20 protein-coding genes and 1 other annotated feature are annotated in these 22,232 nt (G+C 37.3%); of the genes, 8 read left to right on the forward strand and 12 right to left on the reverse strand.

Going from position 1 to position 22,232, the window contains the following annotated elements:
- Positions 1 to 64 precede the first annotated feature (64 nt).
- From AO843_RS10810 to AO843_RS10825, 4 genes are all read left to right on the forward strand, one after another.
- The gene (locus tag AO843_RS10810; RefSeq protein WP_054611134.1) at positions 65 to 460 is read left to right on the forward strand and encodes a YtxH domain-containing protein; all 396 of its coding nucleotides are present in this window, start codon (positions 65 to 67) and stop codon (positions 458 to 460) included.
- Positions 461 to 617: 157 nt separating this feature from the next.
- On the forward strand, positions 618 to 1,178 hold the full coding sequence (locus AO843_RS10815) for an HTH-type transcriptional regulator Hpr (RefSeq protein ID WP_054611135.1): 561 nt from the start codon (positions 618 to 620) through the stop codon (positions 1,176 to 1,178).
- Positions 1,179 to 1,354: 176 nt separating this feature from the next.
- Complete coding sequence (locus AO843_RS10820) at positions 1,355 to 1,900, forward strand: DUF3267 domain-containing protein (protein ID WP_054611136.1); 546 nt, start codon at positions 1,355 to 1,357, stop codon at positions 1,898 to 1,900.
- Between the two features lie 70 nt (positions 1,901 to 1,970).
- Positions 1,971 to 2,156 (forward strand): hypothetical protein, encoded by a 186-nt coding sequence (locus AO843_RS10825; RefSeq protein WP_008173337.1) that lies wholly within the window; start codon positions 1,971 to 1,973, stop codon positions 2,154 to 2,156.
- 178 nt (positions 2,157 to 2,334) lie between these two features.
- Here AO843_RS10825 and AO843_RS24000 read toward each other — a convergent pair whose 3' ends face one another.
- Complete coding sequence (locus tag AO843_RS24000; protein WP_004230765.1) at positions 2,335 to 2,439, reverse strand: YjcZ family sporulation protein; 105 nt, start codon at positions 2,437 to 2,439, stop codon at positions 2,335 to 2,337.
- 142 nt (positions 2,440 to 2,581) lie between these two features.
- Between AO843_RS24000 and AO843_RS10830 the strand changes: the two genes are divergently transcribed.
- Entirely contained in the window at positions 2,582 to 3,562 is a 981-nt protein-coding gene (locus tag AO843_RS10830; RefSeq protein WP_054611137.1) for a peptidylprolyl isomerase, read from the forward strand.
- Positions 3,563 to 3,643: 81 nt separating this feature from the next.
- Here AO843_RS10830 and AO843_RS10835 read toward each other — a convergent pair whose 3' ends face one another.
- From AO843_RS10835 to AO843_RS10850, 4 genes are all read right to left on the reverse strand, one after another.
- The gene (locus AO843_RS10835) at positions 3,644 to 4,948 is read right to left on the reverse strand and encodes a methyl-accepting chemotaxis protein (RefSeq protein WP_054611138.1); all 1,305 of its coding nucleotides are present in this window, start codon (positions 4,946 to 4,948) and stop codon (positions 3,644 to 3,646) included.
- Between the two features lie 152 nt (positions 4,949 to 5,100).
- Positions 5,101 to 6,036: a 3'-5' exoribonuclease YhaM gene (gene yhaM, locus AO843_RS10840; RefSeq protein ID WP_054611139.1), complete on the reverse strand. Its 936-nt coding sequence runs from the start codon at positions 6,034 to 6,036 to the stop codon at positions 5,101 to 5,103.
- The gene (locus AO843_RS10845; RefSeq protein ID WP_054611140.1) at positions 6,033 to 8,921 is read right to left on the reverse strand and encodes an ATP-binding protein; all 2,889 of its coding nucleotides are present in this window, start codon (positions 8,919 to 8,921) and stop codon (positions 6,033 to 6,035) included. Before AO843_RS10845 ends, yhaM begins: the two co-directional genes overlap by 4 nt.
- 5 nt (positions 8,922 to 8,926) lie before the next feature.
- Complete coding sequence (locus AO843_RS10850) at positions 8,927 to 10,141, reverse strand: metallophosphoesterase family protein (RefSeq protein WP_054611141.1); 1,215 nt, start codon at positions 10,139 to 10,141, stop codon at positions 8,927 to 8,929.
- 265 nt (positions 10,142 to 10,406) lie between these two features.
- Between AO843_RS10850 and AO843_RS10855 the strand changes: the two genes are divergently transcribed.
- The gene (locus tag AO843_RS10855; RefSeq protein WP_054611142.1) at positions 10,407 to 10,592 is read left to right on the forward strand and encodes a YhzD family protein; all 186 of its coding nucleotides are present in this window, start codon (positions 10,407 to 10,409) and stop codon (positions 10,590 to 10,592) included.
- A gap of 46 nt (positions 10,593 to 10,638) precedes the next feature.
- Here the strand turns inward: AO843_RS10855 and AO843_RS10860 are convergent, their stop codons facing one another.
- A complete protein-coding gene (locus AO843_RS10860) occupies positions 10,639 to 11,421 on the reverse strand; it encodes an enoyl-CoA hydratase (RefSeq protein ID WP_054611143.1) in 783 nt (260 codons plus the stop codon).
- A gap of 139 nt (positions 11,422 to 11,560) precedes the next feature.
- Here AO843_RS10860 and AO843_RS10865 point away from each other — a divergent pair, with 139 nt between their 5' ends.
- Positions 11,561 to 12,532: an oxygen-dependent tRNA uridine(34) hydroxylase TrhO gene (locus AO843_RS10865; protein WP_054611144.1), complete on the forward strand. Its 972-nt coding sequence runs from the start codon at positions 11,561 to 11,563 to the stop codon at positions 12,530 to 12,532.
- Positions 12,533 to 12,636: 104 nt separating this feature from the next.
- Here AO843_RS10865 and AO843_RS10870 read toward each other — a convergent pair whose 3' ends face one another.
- Positions 12,637 to 14,286, reverse strand: a complete 1,650-nt coding sequence (locus tag AO843_RS10870; protein ID WP_054611145.1) for an FAD-binding dehydrogenase — start codon at positions 14,284 to 14,286, stop codon at positions 12,637 to 12,639.
- A 405-nt stretch (positions 14,287 to 14,691) separates the two neighbouring features.
- Positions 14,692 to 14,934 (forward strand) — a binding site (T-box leader).
- 159 nt (positions 14,935 to 15,093) lie between these two features.
- On the opposite strand from AO843_RS10870, the gene serA reads away from it, so the two are divergent.
- Positions 15,094 to 16,701, forward strand: a complete 1,608-nt coding sequence (serA, locus tag AO843_RS10875; RefSeq protein WP_054611146.1) for a phosphoglycerate dehydrogenase — start codon at positions 15,094 to 15,096, stop codon at positions 16,699 to 16,701.
- A gap of 499 nt (positions 16,702 to 17,200) precedes the next feature.
- Here the strand turns inward: serA and AO843_RS10880 are convergent, their stop codons facing one another.
- The 5 genes from AO843_RS10880 to AO843_RS10900 form a co-directional block, all read right to left on the reverse strand.
- A complete protein-coding gene (locus tag AO843_RS10880) occupies positions 17,201 to 17,989 on the reverse strand; it encodes an HAD family hydrolase (RefSeq protein ID WP_054611147.1) in 789 nt (262 codons plus the stop codon).
- Positions 17,990 to 18,186: 197 nt separating this feature from the next.
- A complete protein-coding gene (locus AO843_RS10885; RefSeq protein WP_054611148.1) occupies positions 18,187 to 18,435 on the reverse strand; it encodes a DUF3006 domain-containing protein in 249 nt (82 codons plus the stop codon).
- Entirely contained in the window at positions 18,422 to 19,612 is a 1,191-nt protein-coding gene (locus tag AO843_RS10890; protein WP_054611149.1) for an MBL fold metallo-hydrolase, read from the reverse strand. The genes AO843_RS10885 and AO843_RS10890 overlap by 14 nt, the downstream gene beginning before the upstream one ends.
- A gap of 72 nt (positions 19,613 to 19,684) precedes the next feature.
- Positions 19,685 to 21,031, reverse strand: a complete 1,347-nt coding sequence (locus AO843_RS10895) for a GntP family permease (protein ID WP_054611150.1) — start codon at positions 21,029 to 21,031, stop codon at positions 19,685 to 19,687.
- On the reverse strand, positions 21,032 to 22,171 hold the full coding sequence (locus AO843_RS10900; protein WP_054611151.1) for a glycerate kinase: 1,140 nt from the start codon (positions 22,169 to 22,171) through the stop codon (positions 21,032 to 21,034).
- Positions 22,172 to 22,232 lie beyond the last annotated feature (61 nt).

A 22,232-nucleotide genomic window follows, 5' to 3' on the forward strand; every position in this document is an offset into this window, starting at 1 on the left:
TTTTGTATTCGTGCATTTCATGGTTTAATAGTAGTTAAACATGACAAGAAATGAGGTATATAATATGAAAGCAAAACCATTTTTAATTGGACTAACAACAGGTATTGTCGGTGGAACAGTTGCTGTCCTAGTTTCAACTCCACAATCAGGCCAGCAGTTACGTACAACTATAAAACAAAATGTAGATCAAACAAAAGGTATGCTCCTCGATGTAAAACAACAAGTAGGGACTGTGAAACAATCTGTCAATACATTAACAAACGAAGTCAAAAATAATATCCCCCAAATAATAAATGATTTAAAACAAACAATTACTACTTTTGCAGAAGAAATCGAGCCAAGTAAAAATAATTTACAACAAGAATTAGATGCTTTACAGAATTCGATAAGCGAAATCGAGAAAAACATTGCACAATTCACAGAAAATAAGAAAAAACCGCAGGAAAAAGTTAGCGACTAAAGTCCTTTTCGGATGGTGATTTATCTATTTTTTTATCAAAAACTATTGCTATAATATTATTTTTTAGCCACTTTTCAATTTTTTAATTTTTCTAACTTTAAACTTTTTTTCTTTACTGCTATAATATTTTTAAAAATGTGAAAGAAAGCAGTAGGTGATGGTTTTGTCAGAGGAATTATATACACAAAAAGAAGCTATGCTTTATAGTCAAAGAATCGCGCAATTATCGAAAGCTCTATGGAAAGCGGTTGAAAAAGATTGGCAACAATGGATTAAACCCTATGATTTAAATATTAATGAACACCATATTTTATGGATTTCATATCATTTAAAAGGGGCATCCATTTCTGATGTAGCAAAATTTGGAGTAATGCATGTGTCCACAGCATTTAATTTCTCCAAAAAATTAGAAGAGCGTGGCTTCCTTAAGTTTTCGAAGCGTGATGATGATAAGCGTAATACGTATGTTGAGCTAACAGAAACTGGTACCGAGCTCATTATAGAAATGAATAAAAATTACCATAACACTTATCATTCCGTACTAGAAGGATCATTGGCCTTAAAAGATTTATATGGCCGTTTCCCTGATTTTTTAGACGTGATGGCTGTCATTCGTAATATTTATGGTGAGGATTTCATTGATATTTTTGAACGCTCCTTCCAACATTTTCGAGATTCCTTTGACACGATTGAAGAACGTACAACTGTAAAAGGATAAAATAAGGCTATAGTACAGCTATTTTCCTGAGGATTCTTGCTGTTCATTCAGGAATAAATCATGTGAAAGGAGGTATTTCAGAAATATTTCTGAAGTACCTCCTTTCTCTTGCATTCTAAGACAATTCAATTTACATTAAATAGGACACTTCCTATTTACGGAGTTGATAATAAATCATGCACTGTTGGAAAATTTTAAATCTTGAACATCATTACGGCACTACGCGTATTATTATAATGGGTGTCATTACTTTTTTATCCGTTTTTTCAGTAACGTATGTGACGTTTAATTTATTCAATGAAGAGCACTATACAGATCGTTTATTCTGGCTCTTTGTGATAGCTGTATTAACACTTTATCCGGTACACAAGTTCCTACATTTTCTGGCACTATATGATTTACGCCAGCATTTAAAGTTGCGTGTACGCACTCAATTTTATCTAATTCCAGTTTTACACATGCGTATTCGTGAACCTTTATCTAAAAATCGTTATATTTTAGCACTTCTTACGCCTTTTATCGTTCTCAATACTAGTATTATAATAGGTACTTGGCTATTACCAGCATATACACATTATGGCACATTGCTGTTAGCGTATCACTGTAGTCTATGTTTGATTGATATTCTTTACGTGAAATATTTATTGAATTCTCCCAAAAATTCACAAATTGAAGAAACACCTAAGGGCTATGAAATTTTAGTTCCACCAACCGTTCACTAAATTGCTTGTACTTGTTTTTTAATGGCGTTCTTTGTTATGCTATTACTATTGAAAGAGGGGAGGAATAGACTTGCTATTAATGATTGTAGTTCTATTCTCGGTATTCTATTTATTTCAAATTAATCGCATGACATATGCTCTATGCATGCGACGTGAAATTCCCGAAGAAAACCAGCCAAAAATATTCCGAACTATAAATATACTTATTACCATTTTACTTGTTTCATTCTATATTGAAATTTTATACGCAGTATAACGGAAAAGTAAAATACATTCGCGCACATCCGCACGCTCAAAGATAAGTTGAGCCCCCATAGAACAACTTGTTCAAACCATTACTAATGGCTTGGATCTCTGGCATGCGGCGCGAATGTCTGACATTGTTAAGAAAAGCTAAGAGTAATGAATCTCTTAGCTTTTCGCTGTTTTATTAATTAGTATAGGAACGCTGCGCCAACGATAATTAATAAAATAAACAACACAACTAATAAAGCAAAGCCTGAGCCGTAGCCACCGCCACCGTATCCTCCGTTGCCCATAACTTCACCCCCTTTCTTTTCTATATCCTATGCGCTTCAAAATTTGAAATATAGGCAATACTCAAGGGGAACCATTTTGTTTTTAAAACGTTTATGTTATAGTAAAAAATGGACGAAACCATGTTAGGAGAGAATATCCACTATGAAAAAGACAGTTTTATCTTTAACTTTAGCTGCTTCTGTTTTAGCGCTCGGTGCTTGTAGCGGAGGAGATAGCAAAGCAATCGTTACTTCTAAAGTTGGCGATATTTCAGTTGCTGATTTTAATGAAAAAGCCAAAGCTTTAACAGGTTCATATGTATTACAGCAAATGGTGACTGAAAAAGTATTGTCTGACAAATATGAAGTAACTGATAAAGAAATTAAAGAAGCTTACGATACAACAGCTTCACAATTCGGTGATGGTTTTGCACAAGCACTTGCTGAAAGTGGCTTAACAGAACAAGGCTTTAAAGATTCTTTACGTGTTCAACTTCTTCAAGAAAAAGCTTTAAAAGATCAAGCTATTAAAGAAGAAGATGTGAAAAAATACTACGAGCAAATGAAAACAGAATTAAATGGTCGTCATATTTTAGTAGCAGATGAAAAAACAGCAAAAGAAGTCATCGAAAAAATTAAAGGTGGCGCTAAATTTGCTGATGTAGCAAAAGAGTACTCTACTGATACAGGTTCTGCACAAAAAGGTGGAGAGCTTGGATGGTTCTCTGTTGGTTCGATGGTTGATGAGTTTAACGATGCTGCTTATGCGCTTGAATTAAACACTTTAAGTGAGCCAGTAAAATCTAGCTTTGGTTATCACGTAATCGAAATTACGGACAAGCGTGATGTGAAAGATATCGGTTCATTTAAAGATGAAGAAGAAAAAATTCGCACAACAATGTTAAGTAAGCTGAACCAAACAGGTGAAGCACAAACTATTCTAAAAGACATTGTTGCAAAAATGGCAAAAGATGCGAATGTTAAAACTTCTGATAAAGATTTAAAAGGTTCACTAGAATTCTTTACAACAACAAGTGAAGAACAAGCAAAAGCAGATGAGGAAGCTGCTAAAAAAGCAGATGAAAAAGCTGCTAAAGAAGAGTCTGGCGACAAAGCAGAAGATACTGATAAAGAATCTAAATAATCAGGATGATTATACTTTTCCTCTAATAGAACAAAATCAAAAGGGAGCATCTCACATTTCAGATGCTCCCTTTATCTTTTTCTATTTCACTTTAAATTGGCTTATTTCAGCTTGTAAGTCATTCGACATCGTCTGAAGCACATTTGCTGCACTTGCAATTTCCTCATTAGAGGCAGTTTGTTGCTCAATTGATAGCGCAATATGCTGTATACCTGAAGACGTACCATTCGCAATACCTACAATTTCTTTCGTTGCATAATCGGTTTGACTTGCCTTTTCATTTACACGCAATACAATATCCGTAACTTCCCTTGTACAATGGCTAATCTGTTGTAAATATTCTACAATATTTTTAAAAGCACCGCCTGTCTGCTCAACAGCTTCTCGCCCTTCTTCCACAAATTGCGTGCCACTATTAATAGCATAAACTGCACTTGATGTTTGGCTTAAGATATCATCCACTAATGTTCGGATATTATCAGCAGCCTTACCAGATTCCTCTGCTAGTTTTCTTACTTCATCAGCGACAACTGCAAATCCTTTACCAGCCTCTCCTGCTCGAGCCGCCTCAATGGATGCATTCAATGCAAGCAAGTTTGTTTGATCTGTAATGCTTGTAATTAGTGCCACAATAGTACTAATCTCTTTTGATTTTTCTCCTAAAGCATTCACAACCTCTGTTGATTGATGAACAGATTCATTAATTGTATTCATTTTTTCAATCGTTTGCTCAATTAATTGTAATCCTAAATCAGCCTTTTGATTCGTTTCATTTGCTATATTTGAAACTGCTTGCACAGCAGAGGAAGCATGATCCATATCTTTGGAAATTAAATTAGCAGATTCAGATAATAAGTCCATTTGCTTCAATTGTCCTTCTGCGCTAGCGACAATTTCTCCTATAGCAACAGAAATTGTTTCAACTGTGTTACTACTTTGCTCTGTAATAGTTGTAAATTCACTTGTATAGGCAGAAACATCTGTTGATGCTTTATTCGCCTTTTCAATGACTATGCCGATTTGCTCTAACATATGATTAAATTCAGTCGATAATTGCCCGATTTCATCTTTCAATTTATCATCAATACGTATTGTTAAATCACCATCTGCTGCTTGTGTCATTGCTTTTAACACACGTTTTACACGCTTTAAGACGATATACCTTGTACATAACGAAATGATTACTGTACCAATAAATAGCGAAATTAAGGTATTTATGGCAACACCAGCACTACCATCTAACGCCACTACCTTTTCGATTTGTTGACTAATAAATTCTGAAATATGTGAGCTAATAAATAAACTGATACCAATAGCTAGTATCATTTTGAAAATTAAGCTTTTCCAAAATTTAATTTTACGTGAAACAAGTACCTCTTTATCCATTGTTTTTCCCCATTCCTATAAATTCTTCCTTTATTCTAAAATAAATACAGTATTGGTACAATGGATAGGTACTAATATTCCACAGATACATAATTAGACTTACATAAATACACTTAAAAATAGTTATTAACGAACTAAAATTTCACAATTATTTAAAAAGTAGGCTTATAAAATGAACGGTTATCCAGTGGGAAGAGTCTCTCTGTAAATTCACCTGGTGCCGTTTTACCTAGTGCTCTTGTCAGCATATTCATCTTAGCATCGATGTTATCAATATAATGAAGAATTTCCGCTTCTTGAATCATTGGCTTTTTCGGGCTACCCCATTCTTCCTTGCCGTGGTGCGATAAAACCATATGCTGTAAAAGCATCACTTCTTCACCCTCAATTTCTAGTTCACTAGCAATTTTAGCGATTTCATTCACCATAATCGTAATATGTCCTAATAAATTGCCCTCCACTGTATACATCGTGGCAACTGGACCAGACAGCTCCACAACCTTTCCAATATCGTGCAAAATAATACCTGCATATAACAAATCACGATTAAGAGTTGGATATAAATCGGCAATGGCCTTACCTAGTTTTAACATGGACACCATATGATCTAATAAGCCAGAAGCATAATCGTGATGATTTTTAGTGGCCGCTGGAAAAACTAAAATGGCGTCCTGATGTTTTTTAATTGCCGCTCTCGTAATACGAGAAATACTTGGATTTTTAATATCAAAGAAAAATTGATTCAATTCTTCATATAATTGTTCCTTTGGTGTTTCAGAGGAGGGCACTAAATCATGAATGGCAATTCCTTCTTCTGGCTTTGCCACACGAATTGCTTTGATACGCAATTGATTTTTTCCTCTGTAGTCATGAATTTCTCCACCGACACGCACAATGGCTTCAGCATGATACATCTTTTCATGATCTTCATTTGTGTCCCAGAGCTTTGCCTCAATATCTCCACTTTTATCTTGTAATATTAGCGACATAAATGGCTTTCCAACAGTAGTAACTCCTTTTGTCGCTTGTTTAATTAATAAGTATTGATCAACTGATTCTCCAACTTGGAGCGTTGTAATTCCTTTCATGTTGACGCCACTCCCCTTTCATTTGCTAGTGCTCCTACATCAATAATTTTCTCTTTTGGCCAATGTTTGAGCATTGCGTCATGGCAAGTAAAATACAAAATTTGATGTTCATATCCTACTTCTTTCATTAATTGTACCATTTTGTCTGTACGGTTTCGATCAAAATGGACAAATGGATCGTCCATAATGATTGGGAATGGCGCTGAGGTCGTCAACGTTTGCGCAAGCGCCATACGCAATGCAATGTAGGCCTGCTCCTTAGTTGCCTGCGATAATTCAACCATTTGATAACGGAATCCAGCCACATCTTGCGCAACAAAGTAGCCTTCGTCATGAATCACCAGTTGATCGTATCTTCCTCCTGTTAGTAAACGAAATATTGCATTGACCTTCAATAAAACATGAGGTAATTTTTCTTCTCGAAGACGAAATAATGTTTCATGAATGGCAGTAGCCACAGCTTTTTTCGTTGCCCAGTGCTCAATAAGCTGTTGCAACTCTGATTTTTCCTGTTCAAACTGTTGCAACAATTTTCCATATTTCTCATCATTTAATAACTGTTCTTTTTCAATCTGCAGTGCAGCACGTTGTTCAAGACATCGGTCAATCTCCAACTGCAAAGAATCTTGCTCTTGTTCTAAAACACGCATATCCTCTATAACAGAGTCCTCTATCAGATGCTTGTCATGAGGGAAATTAAGTGAAGCTAATTGAGCCTGGACAGTTTGAAGCTCAGTCGTAATTTTTCTCTGTTGCTCAAATTGCTCATACCTCTCATAATACGCTTGCTCGTTTTGTACCTGCGCTTCGTTCAATAGCTGTGTCATCTCAGTGGTATAACGATCCATCCTTGTTTGTCCACCTTGTAGGTTCCTCTCGATATCAGCTAGCTGATCTTTTGTTTGCTGTACTCGCTGTTGTTGTTGTTGGGCTTCAAGGTAGGCTGTGCGTAGATACACATATATTTCATGTTCATTAAAAGTTCCATCTAGCACCTGTTGAAGCTGTTCATAGAGACTTTTCTTTTCATCCTGAGTTTCTTGCAAAAGGCTACTATTACCCTTCCTTTTAACTGCCAGCTCTTGCACACCCCGTATACGCATAAATAATTCTGGCATTAACGTTCTGGCTATTGTGCCCTGTAATCGATAGCGCTTTAAATAATGCTGCAATGACTGCGAAGCTTCCTCACTTTCCAATTCTGCTTGTTGAATTTTATATTCAAGTTTGGTGTATTGCTGCTCCTTTTCACTTTGCTGTTCATTGACATGTAACCAACGATCTTCCAGTCTTTCCTTCTTTAAGAATATAGATTGTACAGTCGTTTCCTCTTGTTCTAACTGTCGGAAGAGGTGACTTTGTTCTTTATTCGGCGTCTCGGTTGCTTGTCTAACAAATCTCATCAACAATATTGTTAACATTGTTAAAACAGCGCCAATAACGGCCACTGCCACATTTTTTTGGAATATACCATAAGCAAATGACAATAAACCAATAAATAACACCATCCAGAAAAAAATATCGGGCTGCTTTTGTTTAGTACGTTGGGATTTGGCAGCACGCAATTGCTCAAGCCTTCGTTTTTGTTGAGGCCACTGTGCTAAAATATGTTCTTCTTCCTTTGTTAATGACTCGCGCTTTAGCCTTTGCTTCTGTTGCGTGATGGCATCTAACTCATGATGGACTTGCTCTAATGAACGTAAGTGAAACTTTAGCTCCTCTTCCGCATCCTCTAGCTTTTTTAATTGATGTTGAAATTGTTGTTCCTGCTGTAAGGATACTGTTTCCCCGAGAAGAATCTCCTGTGCCTCTTTCTCTTGTACACCTAATAAACGAAACTGCGCATCAATTTCTTGCTCTAGCATAAAGAGATCGTCTCGTAAGTTTTGCTCTTTCACCGTCAACTGATGCCATATTGCCTCTTTTTGCATGAGACGGCCCATTTCGTTTACCGTTTGCTCATCTACTGTTGCAAGCACTTTGTTTTGTAAAGATTGATATTGTTCTTTTAATTGCATCAGCTGTTGACTTTCGTGTAAAAGACGGTCCTTTAATTGTTCATAACGTCTTAAGCCTTCTGGAGGAAACTGAACATGCTGATAGTTAACCAATGTCTGTTGCAAAGTCTGTTGTTGCTTGATAAGAGGTAATGCCTGTTTTTGAACAGTTAGCTGTAGCCACTGTTGTTGTTGCAATTTTTGAATGGCATACAAGTTCTCAAGGTTTTGCTCAAGAAGTTGCAATTGCTGTAACTTATCCTCAAATGTTTGGATTTTTCCTTGTTCCAGTTTAATCGTTCGTTCCAGTTGCTTTAACTGCTCAATTTTTTGATTAATCACTGGAACTTTACCTGTTTTTTTAAATAACTCGTTCGCCTCTTTATCCATTTTCTTTTCAAGAGCGGATAAGTGCTGGATGCCTGTTGTACCAGAAGCAAGAAGAAGATGTGTTAACTCCTCCTCAGACATTTTTTCAATGCCTTGAAGCTCATGCAATGAAAAAGAAAAAATGGATTCAAAGGAGGCTCTAGAATAGCCATATAATAGCTTTGCTAGCAGCTCATCCTGTCCCGTTGTGCCATCCTCAAGATAAACAGTGACATCACCTGCAGCTTTGCCCTTCACACGTTCAATGATGCATTGACCATGAATGGGATGCAATAATGTCAGTTGGCCGCCAAATTTCGTCGAAGCTTTGGGTTCATATTTGCGCTGTGTCTGCTGCCTTGTTGGAAAGCCAAATAACATTTGTAAAATAAATTGCTGAATTGTTGTTTTTCCTGCCTCATTTAATCCATAAAAAATAGTAACGCCTTCATTTAAGGAAATTGTCAGGTTTTCATGCTTACCAAAGCCATAAATTTGTATTTTTTTGATTGTCAGCATGTGCTTCACGCCCTTTGAATTTCTTCTGCCAATAGTGCCTGTGCACTGTGCGTTAGATTTTTCATGTCCTTTTCGGTTAAAGGTTCTATCAGCCTAGCGCCTCCAGCATACTGGTACAAGTCTTTTAGTATATCCTTCCAATCATTACTGTCCCATTGCTCCATTAAACTCACAACGGATTGCGTAGAAGCAGAATGTTCATAGTAAATTGAAGACTTTTGCAACACCATTTTTTGTACCCAACACATTGGCTCTAGACCCTCTTCCGCCTCTCGAATGGTCTCCAACCAAGCATCCACCGTTGCATGTTCAAACAAGGCTTCCGTTTGTTCATCAATATTTTTTAAATGTAGCTCAACTACTGATGCTCCCAAAGTAGTCCGATTGGCCGCGATTGCTTCTTCGCATCTTTTGAGTAATTCATTAGCATGTACCACATCCGTACAATCTACCTCTATCGTGCTATAAACAATGGCGGAGGTAGGGATAAAATCAAGTTCACAAGCTGCTTGGGATAAAGTCACATCATAGAAACCTTTTATTCCTTGTTCTTTACGATGACGACTTTGAATATTGCCTGGATAAACTATAGGAGGGTTTTGATGTAAGAGCTGTCGTTTATGAATATGTCCTAAAGCCCAATAATGATAGTTCTTTTCAAGCAGCTGCTGTTTTGTGAATGGAGCATACAAAGCATGTGAAGTATCGCTGGCCTCACTGCCGTGCAACATACCAATATGAATGGCATGAGGATCCTGAGCAATTGGATACGTTTCAATAACCGATTTCTTCAAATGGCGTTCACTATAGCTGAAACCGTATATACGGACCTGTTGACCGCGGATTTTTAACTGGACAACACTTGTCTCACTGGGCAATTCATAGACATTACTTGGTAAAGCAAAGCGTGTCCAAGTTCCCTTTAAATGATCATGGTTTCCATAGCTAATAATCACAGGAATATTGTGTTGAAAAAGCTTCTCCATTGCATCTTGAAATCTTCTTTGGGCTTGTAAACTGCGATTCTCCCCGTCATAAATATCTCCAACAATCAATAAAAAGTCAGGTTGCTCCTGAATCGCCCTCTGAATAATTTTATCGAAAGCATCAAAGGTACTTGATCGAATTTCCTTCAAAATGTGTTCAGGTAAGCCAAATAAGCCCTTAAATGGACTATCTAAATGTAAATCTGCCATATGAAAAAAACGAATTGCTGACATCCAATCACCTCAACTATAGATAATTCCCACCTTGGATAGTTACTATTAACTATCAACCAAAGCAGTAATATGATTACAAAACCGAATATTTGTTCTATTTTATCATACTTCACGATTTAAGAAAAATGGTATAACTGAAAAAATGCGTCGACTTACTTTTTCCACAATTTTCGTAATTTATCAAAAAGTTTACTAGTTTTACCGTGAAGTTTATAAATCTTCTATGTATAATAGATATATATTTAAGTAAAAGGGTGGGGTTTGTATGGAGAATTATCGTTTTACAGCTTTCGAAAAAACAGGGGAAACATTGTTTGATGAAACATGGACATTTGAAAATGATGAGACTGCTAAATTAAATGGTCAACAACAAATTGAAGAAAAAGGTGTTGCCAACAAAACTCATCGTCTTGTAAACGCATCAGGTAAATTAATTTTATTCCATGTTTAATAATTTGGAAAAGGCACGTAGGAAATCTACGTGCCTTTTCCTATTTTCATTTCCCTTCAAAGACAGGTGTTCTTTTCTCTACAAATGCATGAATACCCTCTAAATGATCTGTCGTTTTACGCATAGCTGATTGCCCTTCCGCTTCCATTACAAGGATATTTTCGAGTTGCGATAAATTTTGAGCATGTAGAATTTTTTTTGTCGTAATCATAGAAGAAATTGGTGAAGCAAGCATTTTACCAACAAGCTGATCTACCATTGCAAATACGGTGCCTTCCGGTGCAATATAATCAATTAACCCCGTATCTAATGCTTCTTTTGCTGTAAGAACCTTCCCTTCCCAAATCATTTGTTTAGCTTTAACAGTTCCTACACGCTCCTTCATAAAGAAGTGACCGCCCCCATCCGGAACCAGCCCTATTCCTATGAAATTCATAGCTAGCTTACTATTTTCACATGCCACAACAATATCTGCCCCTAGTGTTAAACTAAAACCAAGACCTGCAGATGCACCATGAACTGCCGCAATTACAATCATTGGTAGCTGATAATATGCTTTAACAATGCGTGTAAGATAAACCATCGCCTCATCAATATTTAGAGGCTTGTTTGTATCGAGCATCGCTTTAATATCGCCTCCAGCAGAAAAGACCTTCCCTTCTCCACGGATAACTAGTACCTGTATATTTTGTTCGTGTTGCAAAGCCTCAAAGCATTCAGCGAGTTCTCGCATCATAACATCATCCATAGCATTCATTGCCTGTGGACGGTTCAACGTTAAAGTTGCACGACGATCTAACATTTCTAAAGTAATCGTTGAAAATTCCATCTTCATTACCCCCAAATATGAATAGTCATTCACTATGTACTATTCGTGTTTTTTTAGAAAACTCCTCCTCCTCTAAGTAAATTTGCTCTTGTTATGCTATATTAAAGGACGAATATTGTTATAAAGGTGGTTACGTATTTTGACACAAAAAGACTATCGTATATTACTTTATTATAAATATATTACGATTGAAGACCCTCTAGTATTTGCTGAAGAACATTTAATGTTATGCCAAGAAATCGGACTTCTTGGCCGAATTTTAGTTGGTCATGAAGGTATTAATGGAACTGTTTCGGGGACTATTGAACAAACAGATGCTTACATGAATTATATGAAGGCGGACCCTCGATTTAGCGATATCATGTGGAAGATTGATGAAGCTGAAGGACACGCATTCAAAAAAATGCATGTTCGCCCTCGCCGCGAAATCGTCCACTTAGGTTTAGAAAATGATATCAATCCTTTAGAAATAACAGGAGAGTATTTATCTCCTAAAGAATTTATGGAACAAATGCAAGAAGAGAATACAATTATTATCGATGCACGTAATGACTATGAATATGATCTTGGTCATTTTAGAGGCGCAGTTCGCCCTGATATTGAAAATTTCCGTGACTTGCCAGCTTGGATGGAATCAAATAAAGCAGAATTCGCTGATAAAAAGATTTTAACTTACTGTACAGGTGGAATTCGCTGTGAAAAATTCTCTGGATGGTTAAAACGTGAGGGCTATGGAAAAAGCGTTGGTCAATTACATGGTGGAATTGCCACATATGCAAAAGATCCTGAAGTAAAAGGTCAACTCTGGGATGGGCAAATGTTTGTTTTTGATCATCGTCGTAGTGTGCCGATCAATCAAGTGGAGCATGTTGTTATTGGGGAAGATTATTTCACAGGCGAACCATCTGAACGTTATACGAACTGCGCTAACCCAGAATGCCATAAATTAATGCTATGTGAAGAAAAGCACGAAGCATTTTATATGCGTAGCTGCTCTGATGAATGCCGTCGTGCCAAACATAACTTCTTCGTTGAGGAGCATGGCTGGACTACAGAGCAAGTAGAAGAGCAAATCGTTAAAATTGCTGATGTTCAAAACGTGAATAGATAATGCTATTTTGATCAATTACTTGGCAAACACTAAACATTTTCGATCTATCAAAAAGAGCATCGTTCATTGCGATGCTCTTCCTTTTTATCAGAATATAATTGGCATTACCCTTGCGCTAAGAAGCGCCCTACCTGCCTACCACTAAATAAACAGCCCCCGACAAAGGTCCCTTCTAAAGCACGGTAGCCGTGTACACCACCGCCACCGAAGCCACTTACTTCGCCAGCAGCAAATAATCCTGGTACAGGCTGGCCATCCATTCCTAACACAGCACCATCTAAATTTGTTTGTAAGCCCCCTAAGGTTTTTCTTGTTAAAATATTTAAACGTACAGCAATTAAAGGCCAATTTTTAGTATCTAAAATTTTATGTGGTTTGGCAACACGTACCAACTTATCCCCTATATAATTTCTTGCACCGTGAATGGCGTTCACCTGTAAATCCTTAGTAAACTTATTGTCCATTTCTCGGTCCCTTGCTAAAATTTGCTCTTTAATTTTCATAAAATTAAGTAGTTCATTCCCCGCTAGTTTATTCATTCCATCTACTAGCTCTTTTAAATCATTTGCAATCACAAAATCCTCGCCATGATTTTTAAAGGCTTGGATAGGAGCAGGTGGTCCAGGCATTATCCTTTTTAAAACATCGCCAATGCTTTTATTTGTTAAATCTGGATTTTGTTCTGAGCCAGATAGAGCAAATTCTTTCTCAATAATTTTTTCAGTTAGAATAAACCAGGAGTAATCAAAGCCTGTTTTTTGAATCGTTTCTAATGTGGTGAGCGTGTCGAATCCTGGGAAGTTAGGCGCATGAAATCGATTACCTTCTGCATCAAACCATAAGGAGGAGGGACCGGGTAAAATTCGTATTCCATGATTGGGCCAAATCGGATCCCAGTTTTTTAATCCTTCGGTGTAATGCCACATACGATCGCGATTAACAATACGTCCCCCTGCATGCTCTGTAATTTCTAGCATTCTACCATCTACGTAAGCCGGGACACCACATATCATATTTTTAGGGGGAGTCCCTAATCGTTCTGGCCAATTTTTTCTCACTAAATCAAAATTTGCCCCAATACCACCGCTTGCCACAATAACGGCTGCAGCCTCATAAGAAAATTCTCCGACTCCTAATCTCGAACTTTTTTCACCTCGATTAATAAAGGTTTCTGCTAGCACAGTCCCACTAATCCCCATGATATTTCCATCTTGTTGAATAAATTCATCCACACGATGTCTTGGTTTAAAATCAATAAAGCCTTCTTTTATTGCCTTCTTTACTTTATCCACAAACGGCTTGACTATCCCTGGCCCTGTACCCCATACAATATGAAACCTCGGCACTGAATTACCGTGTCCACCAGCAAGTGAGCCACCTCTTTCTGCCCAGCCAACAACAGGAAAAAATTTAATACCCTTCGTCTTCAACCAATCGTATTTTTCACCAGCAGCAAAATCGACGTAGGCTCTTGCCCATTTATATGCCCAGGAATCTTCATCTTCTAAACGATCAAAGCCTGCTGTCCCTTGCCAATCTTGCCATGCCAGCTCCTTACTATCCTTAATACCAAGCCTTCTTTGTTCAGGAGAATTCACCAAAAATATGCCACCAAAAGACCAATATGCCTGTCCTCCCATTGAATTTTCAGGCTCTTGATCTACTAAAAGAATTTTCTTCTTTGCATCGACTAACTCACAAGCTGCCACTAAGCCTGCAAGTCCAGCACCGACTATTGCAACATCGTACTTCATTACTACACCCCCAAATCAATCATCCTAAACTAAAATTCTTCTCCTATAGTCTATTTACCTTCTAAAACTTAAAGTTTTGTCTAAAATGTGACAACATAAAATGTTCGCCTTCTTTTATGAGTGCAATCAAGTTCTAGCATAAATCATCTAATTAATTCCATTTAATTACCATATAATATTTCCACTATACTCTTCATGGAATCCTGATAAGATCGGACTTTTCAAATATCGTTAGCGCTTTCATTGTACATCCCATAAAGACGAACATTTATCTCAACAAATACTTAAATAGTTCGCTTTTAATTATTTATCTGACTTTCGAAGTCCATGTTTTTTTAATTTTTTTGAAAAAATGTTGACAAAGGTGAACAATAGGGATTATGATGTTAACAAATTTAATCACAGAAAAATATAACGAGGGAGACATACTAGTCGTAAGAAAATCCAAAGAGAGCTGATGGTTGGTGCAAATCAGTGATTTCTACGATAATAGTTCCACTCCTAAATAGTTAAGCTGAACAATCTAAAGTAAGCTTATCCGTCCCATGCACGTTACGCATATTGCTAAGACTGCAAGAATAGTTTTTTCTAGCAGTGATTAAGGGTGGTACCGCGAACTAATGTTTTTTATAGCCTTTCGCCCCTTACAACACAATAACTGTGTTTGTAAGGCGTGAAAGGCTTTTTATATTGTTTTCGATTTGGAAAGGAGATTGTTTGCATGTTGTAAAATGTTTGAATTTTACAAATTTCAGACTGTCGTAGATAAAGCCACAACCAATTTTTATTAAAAAGGAGCTAATTATAATGATTATTGCCACAAAAACAATTAACGTATTTATTGCTGATCCACTAAGTGATGATGGTATTTTCCCATTACGCCAAGAAAAAGATTTAGATTTAAACATTATCGTAGACACAGGCCTAGCACCTGAAGAATTAATCGCTAAAATTGCAGATGTAGATGTATTACTAGTTCGTTCTCAAACTACTGTGACACGCGAAGTGATTGAAGCAGCAAAAAGCTTAAAATTAATCGGTCGTGCTGGTGTAGGTGTCGATAATATTGACCTTGCTGCTGCCACAGAACATGGCATTATCGTTGTCAACGCACCAGATGGTAACACAAATTCTGCTGCTGAACATACAATTGCAATGATGACATCACTTGCACGTCATATTCCACAAGCTTTTAATACATTAAAAAATGGGAAATGGGACCGTAAATCTTATGTTGGTGTAGAGCTTAAAAATAAAACTTTGGGTGTTGTGGGCTTTGGGCGAATCGGTGTTGAAGTTGCTTATCGTGCAAAAGGTCAACGTATGAATGTTATGGCATATGATCCTTTCCTAACTGATGAGCGCGCAAAAGAATTAGGTGTCACAAAGGCGACAGTTGAAGAAATTTGTGAAGCAGCTGAGTTCATTACTGTACACACACCACTTCTTCCCGAAACACGTAATCTCATTAATAAAGAAAAATTTGCGTTGATGAAAGATGGCGTACGTATCATCAACTGTGCACGTGGCGGTATAATCAATGAGGATGATTTATATGATGCCATCGTAGCAGGAAAAGTAGCAGGTGCTGCCCTAGATGTATTTGTTTCTGAACCAGCAACAGATCATAAGCTTCTTACTTTACCTCAAGTAATCGCAACACCTCACTTAGGTGCATCTACGATTGAAGCACAGGAGTCTGTAGCTGTGGATGTATCAAATGACATCATCAAATTTTATAAAACGGGCACTGTGACGAATCCAGTGAATATGCCATCTATTCCGAAAGAACTTCTTGCACAAGTTGAACCTTTCTTTGAATTAGCTGAAAAACTTGGTTCATTCTTATCACAAGTGACGACAGAGCCTGTAAAAGAAATCAACTTATCTTATGCTGGCGAAGTAGCAAACTATGATGTTCGTCCATTAACTTCAAATGCATTAAAAGGTTTATTAGCTAAAAACCACGGTAATCACGTAAATGATGTCAATGCTCGCTACCTATCTGAACGTATTGGCATGAAAATTATTGAGCATAAAACGACAACTGCCAAAGGCTTTACAAGCTTAATTACGATTGAAATTATTACAGCAAACGAAACGCATACAGTAGCTGGTACGTTATTAAACGGTTTAGGTGCACGTATCGTAAAAGTAGAGGACTATGTGGTGGATGTTATTCCACAAGGGCATCTTCTTTATATTAAAAACACTGACAAACCAGGTGCAATTGGTCGTGTAGCAACTAAACTAGCAGAAAAAGATATCAACATTGCAACCATGCAAGTTGGTCGAGCACAAGTTGGTGGTACAGCCGTTATGATGCTTACGATTGATAATGTTGTAACAGACGAAGATTTAGCATTTGTGGCACAGCTTGAAAATATCGATGAAGTAAAAGCTATTAATCTATAATGTTTAAAGCGATAGGCAGAGAGTTTCGACTCTCTGCTTTTTCTTTTTTGCTAAAATGATTTTTGAAAGGGTATCGTCTTTAAGGACGAGGAGGTGCACAGATTGGAAATCAGAATGATATTTTACTTACCCCTTTTAAATACTTGTATGGCTTAGAACTACTGCACGTAACCTAGCGATCATTAGTGCCGAAAAAGGTTTATTCAATTTGTTCCCTTTTTTCAGCAATATGTGGAGCAAACATATCCCTCTTCTCATTAATTCGGTCTCTATCTTTTACAGCATATTATTCATGTTGTTATTATTTATTCTTTCTGTATACTCTACTCCATTATGCAAATCTATTATCGTAAAAAAACTGTGAGCCTCTCGATTATCTACTAACCAGTATTCTTATTGCTATAGCTTTAACATGCTTATACTTTGCACTTACTGACTATTATTTAAATGCTTCTATCTAAAAAAATGTACTGCTTCCTCGAAAGGAGCAGTACATTTTTTATAGCTTATTCACTAGTTCCAATAGGGCTGTCAGCGAGTTTACCTCATAAGTAGGTGTCACAGCTCCGTCGGCAACATTATTTTCACGATTAATCCATACATTTGGCATTCCAACTCGAGAAGAACCTAAAATATCAGTATTGAGATTATCGCCAACCATAATTGCATTATCCGCTGTAATGCCGGCTCTCTCCATAACATGCTCAAAAATGGAAGCGTCAGGCTTACCTTTTCCAAAGTCTCCTGAGATAATAATATGATCAAAATACGGAGCTATTTCTGGCGTAATTTCTAGTTTTAAATTTTGCAGACTAGGTGCGCCATTGGTAAGTAAAACAAGCTGGTACTTCCCTTTCAATTCGTCTAACACAGTAAATGTATCTTCATATAAAAATGGTGAGGCTTTGCGTTCAGCCACAAAGCGTTCTCCTAGCTCTGCTCCGAATTTCGCATCCTCTATACCAAGAGCAGCTAAACCTTTTGTCCATGCTGCCGTACGATAGCCCGGAACAAGCCCTTTCATAGTTTGGAAAGATTCAGTAGGGTCATCAAAAGTTCCCCATAGTCCTTCGAAAGGATTAATGCCAATTAAAACTGTATAGTCGTATGTTTCATAGCCTTCGTATAACGCACGAGCCTCTTGACGAACTGCTTCCTCTAGCTCAGCAGAATTCACATTATGTATCGTAGCAGCATAGTCACATGTTTTTTCAAAAGCAGTTTTAACTGATTTTTTATCCCACAGTAATGTATCATCTAAATCAAAAATAATAGTGTTTATCGACATTTTGTCCGCTCCTAGCTCCTGATTAATACTATTATTTTAGCATATTTTCAAAATATTTAGGATAACAAATTATGTCCAATTCCTCTCAATATTCAATACACCTAAATATCTTTGCACCCATCTACAGAAGGCTTAAGGACATTGCTGAATCACGATAAAAACAAGCTGTGAGTAACTTCCTCACAGCTTGTCATCTATTATTTATGTTTATGACGCAAACGGTCCATTAAATTCTGGATATCTACTCTTTTTTGTTCCGTTTCTTCCTTTAAAATTTCAATATGGTAAATGCCATCTTTTTCTTCTATTTGCACATAATCTCCTACAAGCACTGGCTTGTTCATGGCTGACTGTAAAATAATGATTTGCTCTTCTTCCTCTGGATACTTTAAAAAAACAGCATAACCATCCTCAATCCGATCTAAAACATATTTAGTCGAGCTCACTAACAAGTTCCCCTTTCTCATTCCGTAATTGTGCAGGATCTCCATCGTTTAGCCAAATCTGTTTAGTTGTCCATTTTAAATAATTTTGCCCTTCTCGTGCATTGGTTCCACTTGTAATATAAATGATTTTACCAGGCTGTAATGATACATTAGGAAAATTAAAAACTTGATTACCCTCTATCGAAATAAGCTGCCATTCGTTTAACGAAACTGCTTGTTGTCCGTTATTTTTAATGCCTACAATTTCTGTCACTAAATCTTTGCTGATGATCTCAACAGCTGATGTTGATGATTCTTCTTTGGATGGTTCTTTTGGGGTTACTGCTCGAGAAGTTTCATTTCCATTTACTGAATAGTTTACCCCATCTGTTGACACAGTAATCGTTCCTAAGTCAGCAGTGGCATAGATTTTACTACCAATCGCTTGCAATCGATTCACTACTTCTGTATGAGGATGTCCATATTTATTATCTTCACCATAGCTTAATATAGTGACTTCTGGCTTCACAGCACGAATGAAATCTTCTGAGCTACTTGTATTAGAACCATGATGCCCTGCCTTCAGAACAGTTGCGGTCACATCATTTTGCATCATTTCTTTTTCTAATGCTATGCCAGCATCCCCTGTTAATAAAAAGGATATGTGGCCATAAACCATTTTTAAGACAATCGAAGCGTCATTATTATCCGTTGCATGTTCATTTGCATTTAAAACCTTCACCGTTACATCTTTATCAAATTCAATAAGGTCACCTTTTTTGGGCACATAATAAGGTATATTTTTTTCATCAATCAACATCAGCATTTCTTCAAAAGTTTGAGAGGTATGTACTTTTCCTGAATCATAGAATTGCTCAATAGGGATTGAATTTAACACCGGGATGAGCCCACCGATATGATCAGCATCTGGATGTGTCGCCACTACCATATCAAGTTTGCTCACACCCAGGTCCTTTAGATAAGAAACTACCTGCTGTCCTGCGCTTTTCACACCTCCATCTACAAGCATTGTCTTACCATTTGGTGATTCAATCAATATAGAATCCCCTTGTCCCACATCAATAAAATGAACTCTCATATCATGACCAGCCGTCACAGGGACTTGCTCTGTTTTAACTGCTTCTGTACACCCTGCTAATAAAAAAATACAAAGGAGCAATACTATTAATTTTTTCATTCTACTAACTTCCTTTCTATCTTTCTATTATACAAAAAAGAGAGCTTGCCATGCGGCTGCTCTCTTTGTACTTTAAACAAATATCCACCATAAAATCATTGTAATAATGATTGTGACAATACCTTGTAGTAATGTGGCTACTGTTTGTGCTTTATAAGCTTGAGTAACTTCCATTCCACTATACTGTGTAATTACCCAGAAGAAACTGTCGTTCACATGGCTAACCGTCATTGCACCAGCTCCAATGGCCATCACCACTAATGCTAATGGTACAGCACCCTCAATACCAAGCGTCACAAGCATTGGTGCTACTAAAGTAGAAGTAATAACAAGTGCTGTGGTAGAAGAACCTTGGGCTGTTTTTAAAGCAGCCGCTACAATAAACGGTACAAGAAGGAATAAAGTACCTGATGCAAACATCCCTAAATCCATTTCCTGTAGCATTTCTCCAACACCAGCATTTTTAATGACTGTCCCAAATGAACCGCCAGCTCCTGTAATGAGTAGTATAGGAGCTGCATCTTTTAAACTTTCACCAATCCAACCTGATAATGTCGTTTCACTGATTTCAGGTAATAACAAAAAGGCAGCCGCTACCCCTAAAAATAAAGCTACTGTTGGTGAACCTAAAAATTTAAAAATGGTATTGAATGTTGACTCTGGATCGCCAACTAATGAAGCTATCGAGCCAAGTCCAATTAAAACAATTGGTAGGACAATTGGTAAAAAAGCTTTAAATGTTGAAGGCATTTTGCCAAAGGATTTAATGACTTCCTCATAATCTAATGCGTCAACCTCATCTTCAGGTACTCTAATCTTAGTTGCTACTTTTACTGACCACATATAGCCTACAAATGTTGCTGGTATCGCTACTAATAACCCAATGACAATAACTGTTCCTAAATAATCTGCCGCTCCAATATTCCCTGCTGCTGCGATAGGTCCTGGGGTTGGCGGTACTAATACATGTGTCGCAAATAAGCCTGTCGCTAGAGCTACTGCCATTGAAGCAATTGTTACGTTAGCCCGCTTTGCTAATGATTTTTGCAAACTCGATAAAATAATAAAACCAGAATCACAAAATACTGGGATAGACACAATATAACCAATTAAAGACATCGCAAGTTGTGGACGCTTCGGACCTACAATTCGTAAAACCACTTCTGCCATTCGATAGGCAGCGCCTGATTTTTCTAAAATTAAACCTATAATGGTCCCAGCAATAATCACTAAACCGATGCTTGTCATTAGACCACCAAAACCAGTGTTAATACTTTCTACAACTGTTAATAGCGGCATTCCTGAAGCAATACCAACGAATAAAGCACTAATTAATAACGCCAAAAATGGATGAAGCTTTAACTTGGCTGTCCCCAATACAACAAACAATACCCCTATTAAAATAATGATGAACAACATCTAGTCATCCCCCTTTTGTATGTAACGCTCAATGATTCTCTTTGTTTTTAAGCGAATAAAGCGAGCAGGTTCTTGCATTGCCTGCTGAGTAGTGATCTCCTCATCGACTAATGACTCCACAACGCTAAAATACTTTTGAAGTGTGGGCCTAGCCTTAATATCGATTCCCCCAGACAATAAAACCGCATCTACTTGCGCTAATTCAGCTGCTTTCGCTACCCCTAATGGTGCCTTTCCATGTAATGTTTGGAGATCTGATTTTCCCTCACCCGTTATCACTAACTGTGCATCTGCTAAATGACCCTGTAACTGTACAGCATCTATTACAATATCGATGCCTGCATGAAAGTTCCCTTTTAAAAATGCGATTAACGCTCCTCCCATACCTCCAGCAGCTCCCGCCCCTTTGTAATCGTGCAATCGAATAGAAAACTGTCGTTCCACGATATTCGCAAAATGCTTTAAACAGTTATCAAAATGTTCAACTTGATATTCCTGCACACCTTTTTGAGGGCCGAAAACGGCTGTTGCTCCTCGTTCACCAATGAATGGATTATCCACATCACAAGCAATGGTAAATAGCGCATCTGCTAATCTAGCATCAAGTCCGCTAACATTGATGGCAGCTAATTGCAATAGATTGGATATTCCATTCTCTAAATCTGAACCATCTTCTTTCGTAAACCGCACACCTAATGCTTTTAGCATGCCAATACCTGCATCATTAGTGGCACTTCCACCTATACCGATAATAAATTTTCTAAAACCTCTATCGAGTGCAGCCCTGATTAATTGACCTGTACCATACGATGTGGCAAACTCGGGATTTTTTTCATCGTCTTGCAACAACATGATGCCAGATGCCTGGGCCATTTCAATAACACACGTTACTTTATCACCCAAAACACCATACTGTGCCTGAATGACTCTTCCTATTGGATCTAGTACATCCACTGTAAAATATTGACCACCCGTAGAGGCAATAAGTGAATCAAGTGTCCCCTCCCCACCATCTGCAACAGGTAGAATGATTGTTTCAATTGATTGATCTACATCCAAAATTCCTTTCTGTATTGATTTCGCTACTTCAACTGCTGACAGAGTACCCTTGAAGGAATCTGGACTAATAATGACTTTCATACAATACCTCCACTTATGTCGTCCATTGACATTTACGTAAATTTTCAAATTCCTAAGTTAA

It is taken from the genome of Lysinibacillus sp. ZYM-1 (assembly GCF_001308875.1).
Taxonomy (GTDB): Bacteria; Bacillota; Bacilli; order Bacillales_A; family Planococcaceae; genus Lysinibacillus.

Excerpts from the sequence above, each read along its gene's own strand:
- AO843_RS10810 (WP_054611134.1), top strand. The coding sequence starts at position 65 with ATGAAAGCAAAACCATTTTTAATTGGACTAACAACAGGTATTGTCGGT.
- AO843_RS10815 (WP_054611135.1), top strand. The coding sequence starts at position 618 with ATGGTTTTGTCAGAGGAATTATATACACAAAAAGAAGCTATGCTTTAT.
- AO843_RS10820 (WP_054611136.1), top strand. The coding sequence starts at position 1,355 with ATGCACTGTTGGAAAATTTTAAATCTTGAACATCATTACGGCACTACG.
- AO843_RS24000 (WP_004230765.1), bottom strand. The coding sequence starts at position 2,439 with ATGGGCAACGGAGGATACGGTGGCGGTGGCTACGGCTCAGGCTTTGCT.
- AO843_RS10830 (WP_054611137.1), top strand. The coding sequence starts at position 2,582 with ATGAAAAAGACAGTTTTATCTTTAACTTTAGCTGCTTCTGTTTTAGCG.
- AO843_RS10835 (WP_054611138.1), bottom strand. The coding sequence starts at position 4,948 with ATGGATAAAGAGGTACTTGTTTCACGTAAAATTAAATTTTGGAAAAGC.
- yhaM (WP_054611139.1), bottom strand. The coding sequence starts at position 6,036 with ATGAAAGGAATTACAACGCTCCAAGTTGGAGAATCAGTTGATCAATAC.
- AO843_RS10845 (WP_054611140.1), bottom strand. The coding sequence starts at position 8,921 with ATGCTGACAATCAAAAAAATACAAATTTATGGCTTTGGTAAGCATGAA.
- AO843_RS10850 (WP_054611141.1), bottom strand. The coding sequence starts at position 10,141 with ATGTCAGCAATTCGTTTTTTTCATATGGCAGATTTACATTTAGATAGT.
- AO843_RS10855 (WP_054611142.1), top strand. The coding sequence starts at position 10,407 with ATGGAGAATTATCGTTTTACAGCTTTCGAAAAAACAGGGGAAACATTG.
- AO843_RS10860 (WP_054611143.1), bottom strand. The coding sequence starts at position 11,421 with ATGGAATTTTCAACGATTACTTTAGAAATGTTAGATCGTCGTGCAACT.
- AO843_RS10870 (WP_054611145.1), bottom strand. The coding sequence starts at position 14,286 with ATGAAGTACGATGTTGCAATAGTCGGTGCTGGACTTGCAGGCTTAGTG.
- serA (WP_054611146.1), top strand. The coding sequence starts at position 15,094 with ATGATTATTGCCACAAAAACAATTAACGTATTTATTGCTGATCCACTA.
- AO843_RS10880 (WP_054611147.1), bottom strand. The coding sequence starts at position 17,989 with ATGTCGATAAACACTATTATTTTTGATTTAGATGATACATTACTGTGG.
- AO843_RS10890 (WP_054611149.1), bottom strand. The coding sequence starts at position 19,612 with ATGAAAAAATTAATAGTATTGCTCCTTTGTATTTTTTTATTAGCAGGG.
- AO843_RS10895 (WP_054611150.1), bottom strand. The coding sequence starts at position 21,031 with ATGTTGTTCATCATTATTTTAATAGGGGTATTGTTTGTTGTATTGGGG.
- AO843_RS10900 (WP_054611151.1), bottom strand. The coding sequence starts at position 22,171 with ATGAAAGTCATTATTAGTCCAGATTCCTTCAAGGGTACTCTGTCAGCA.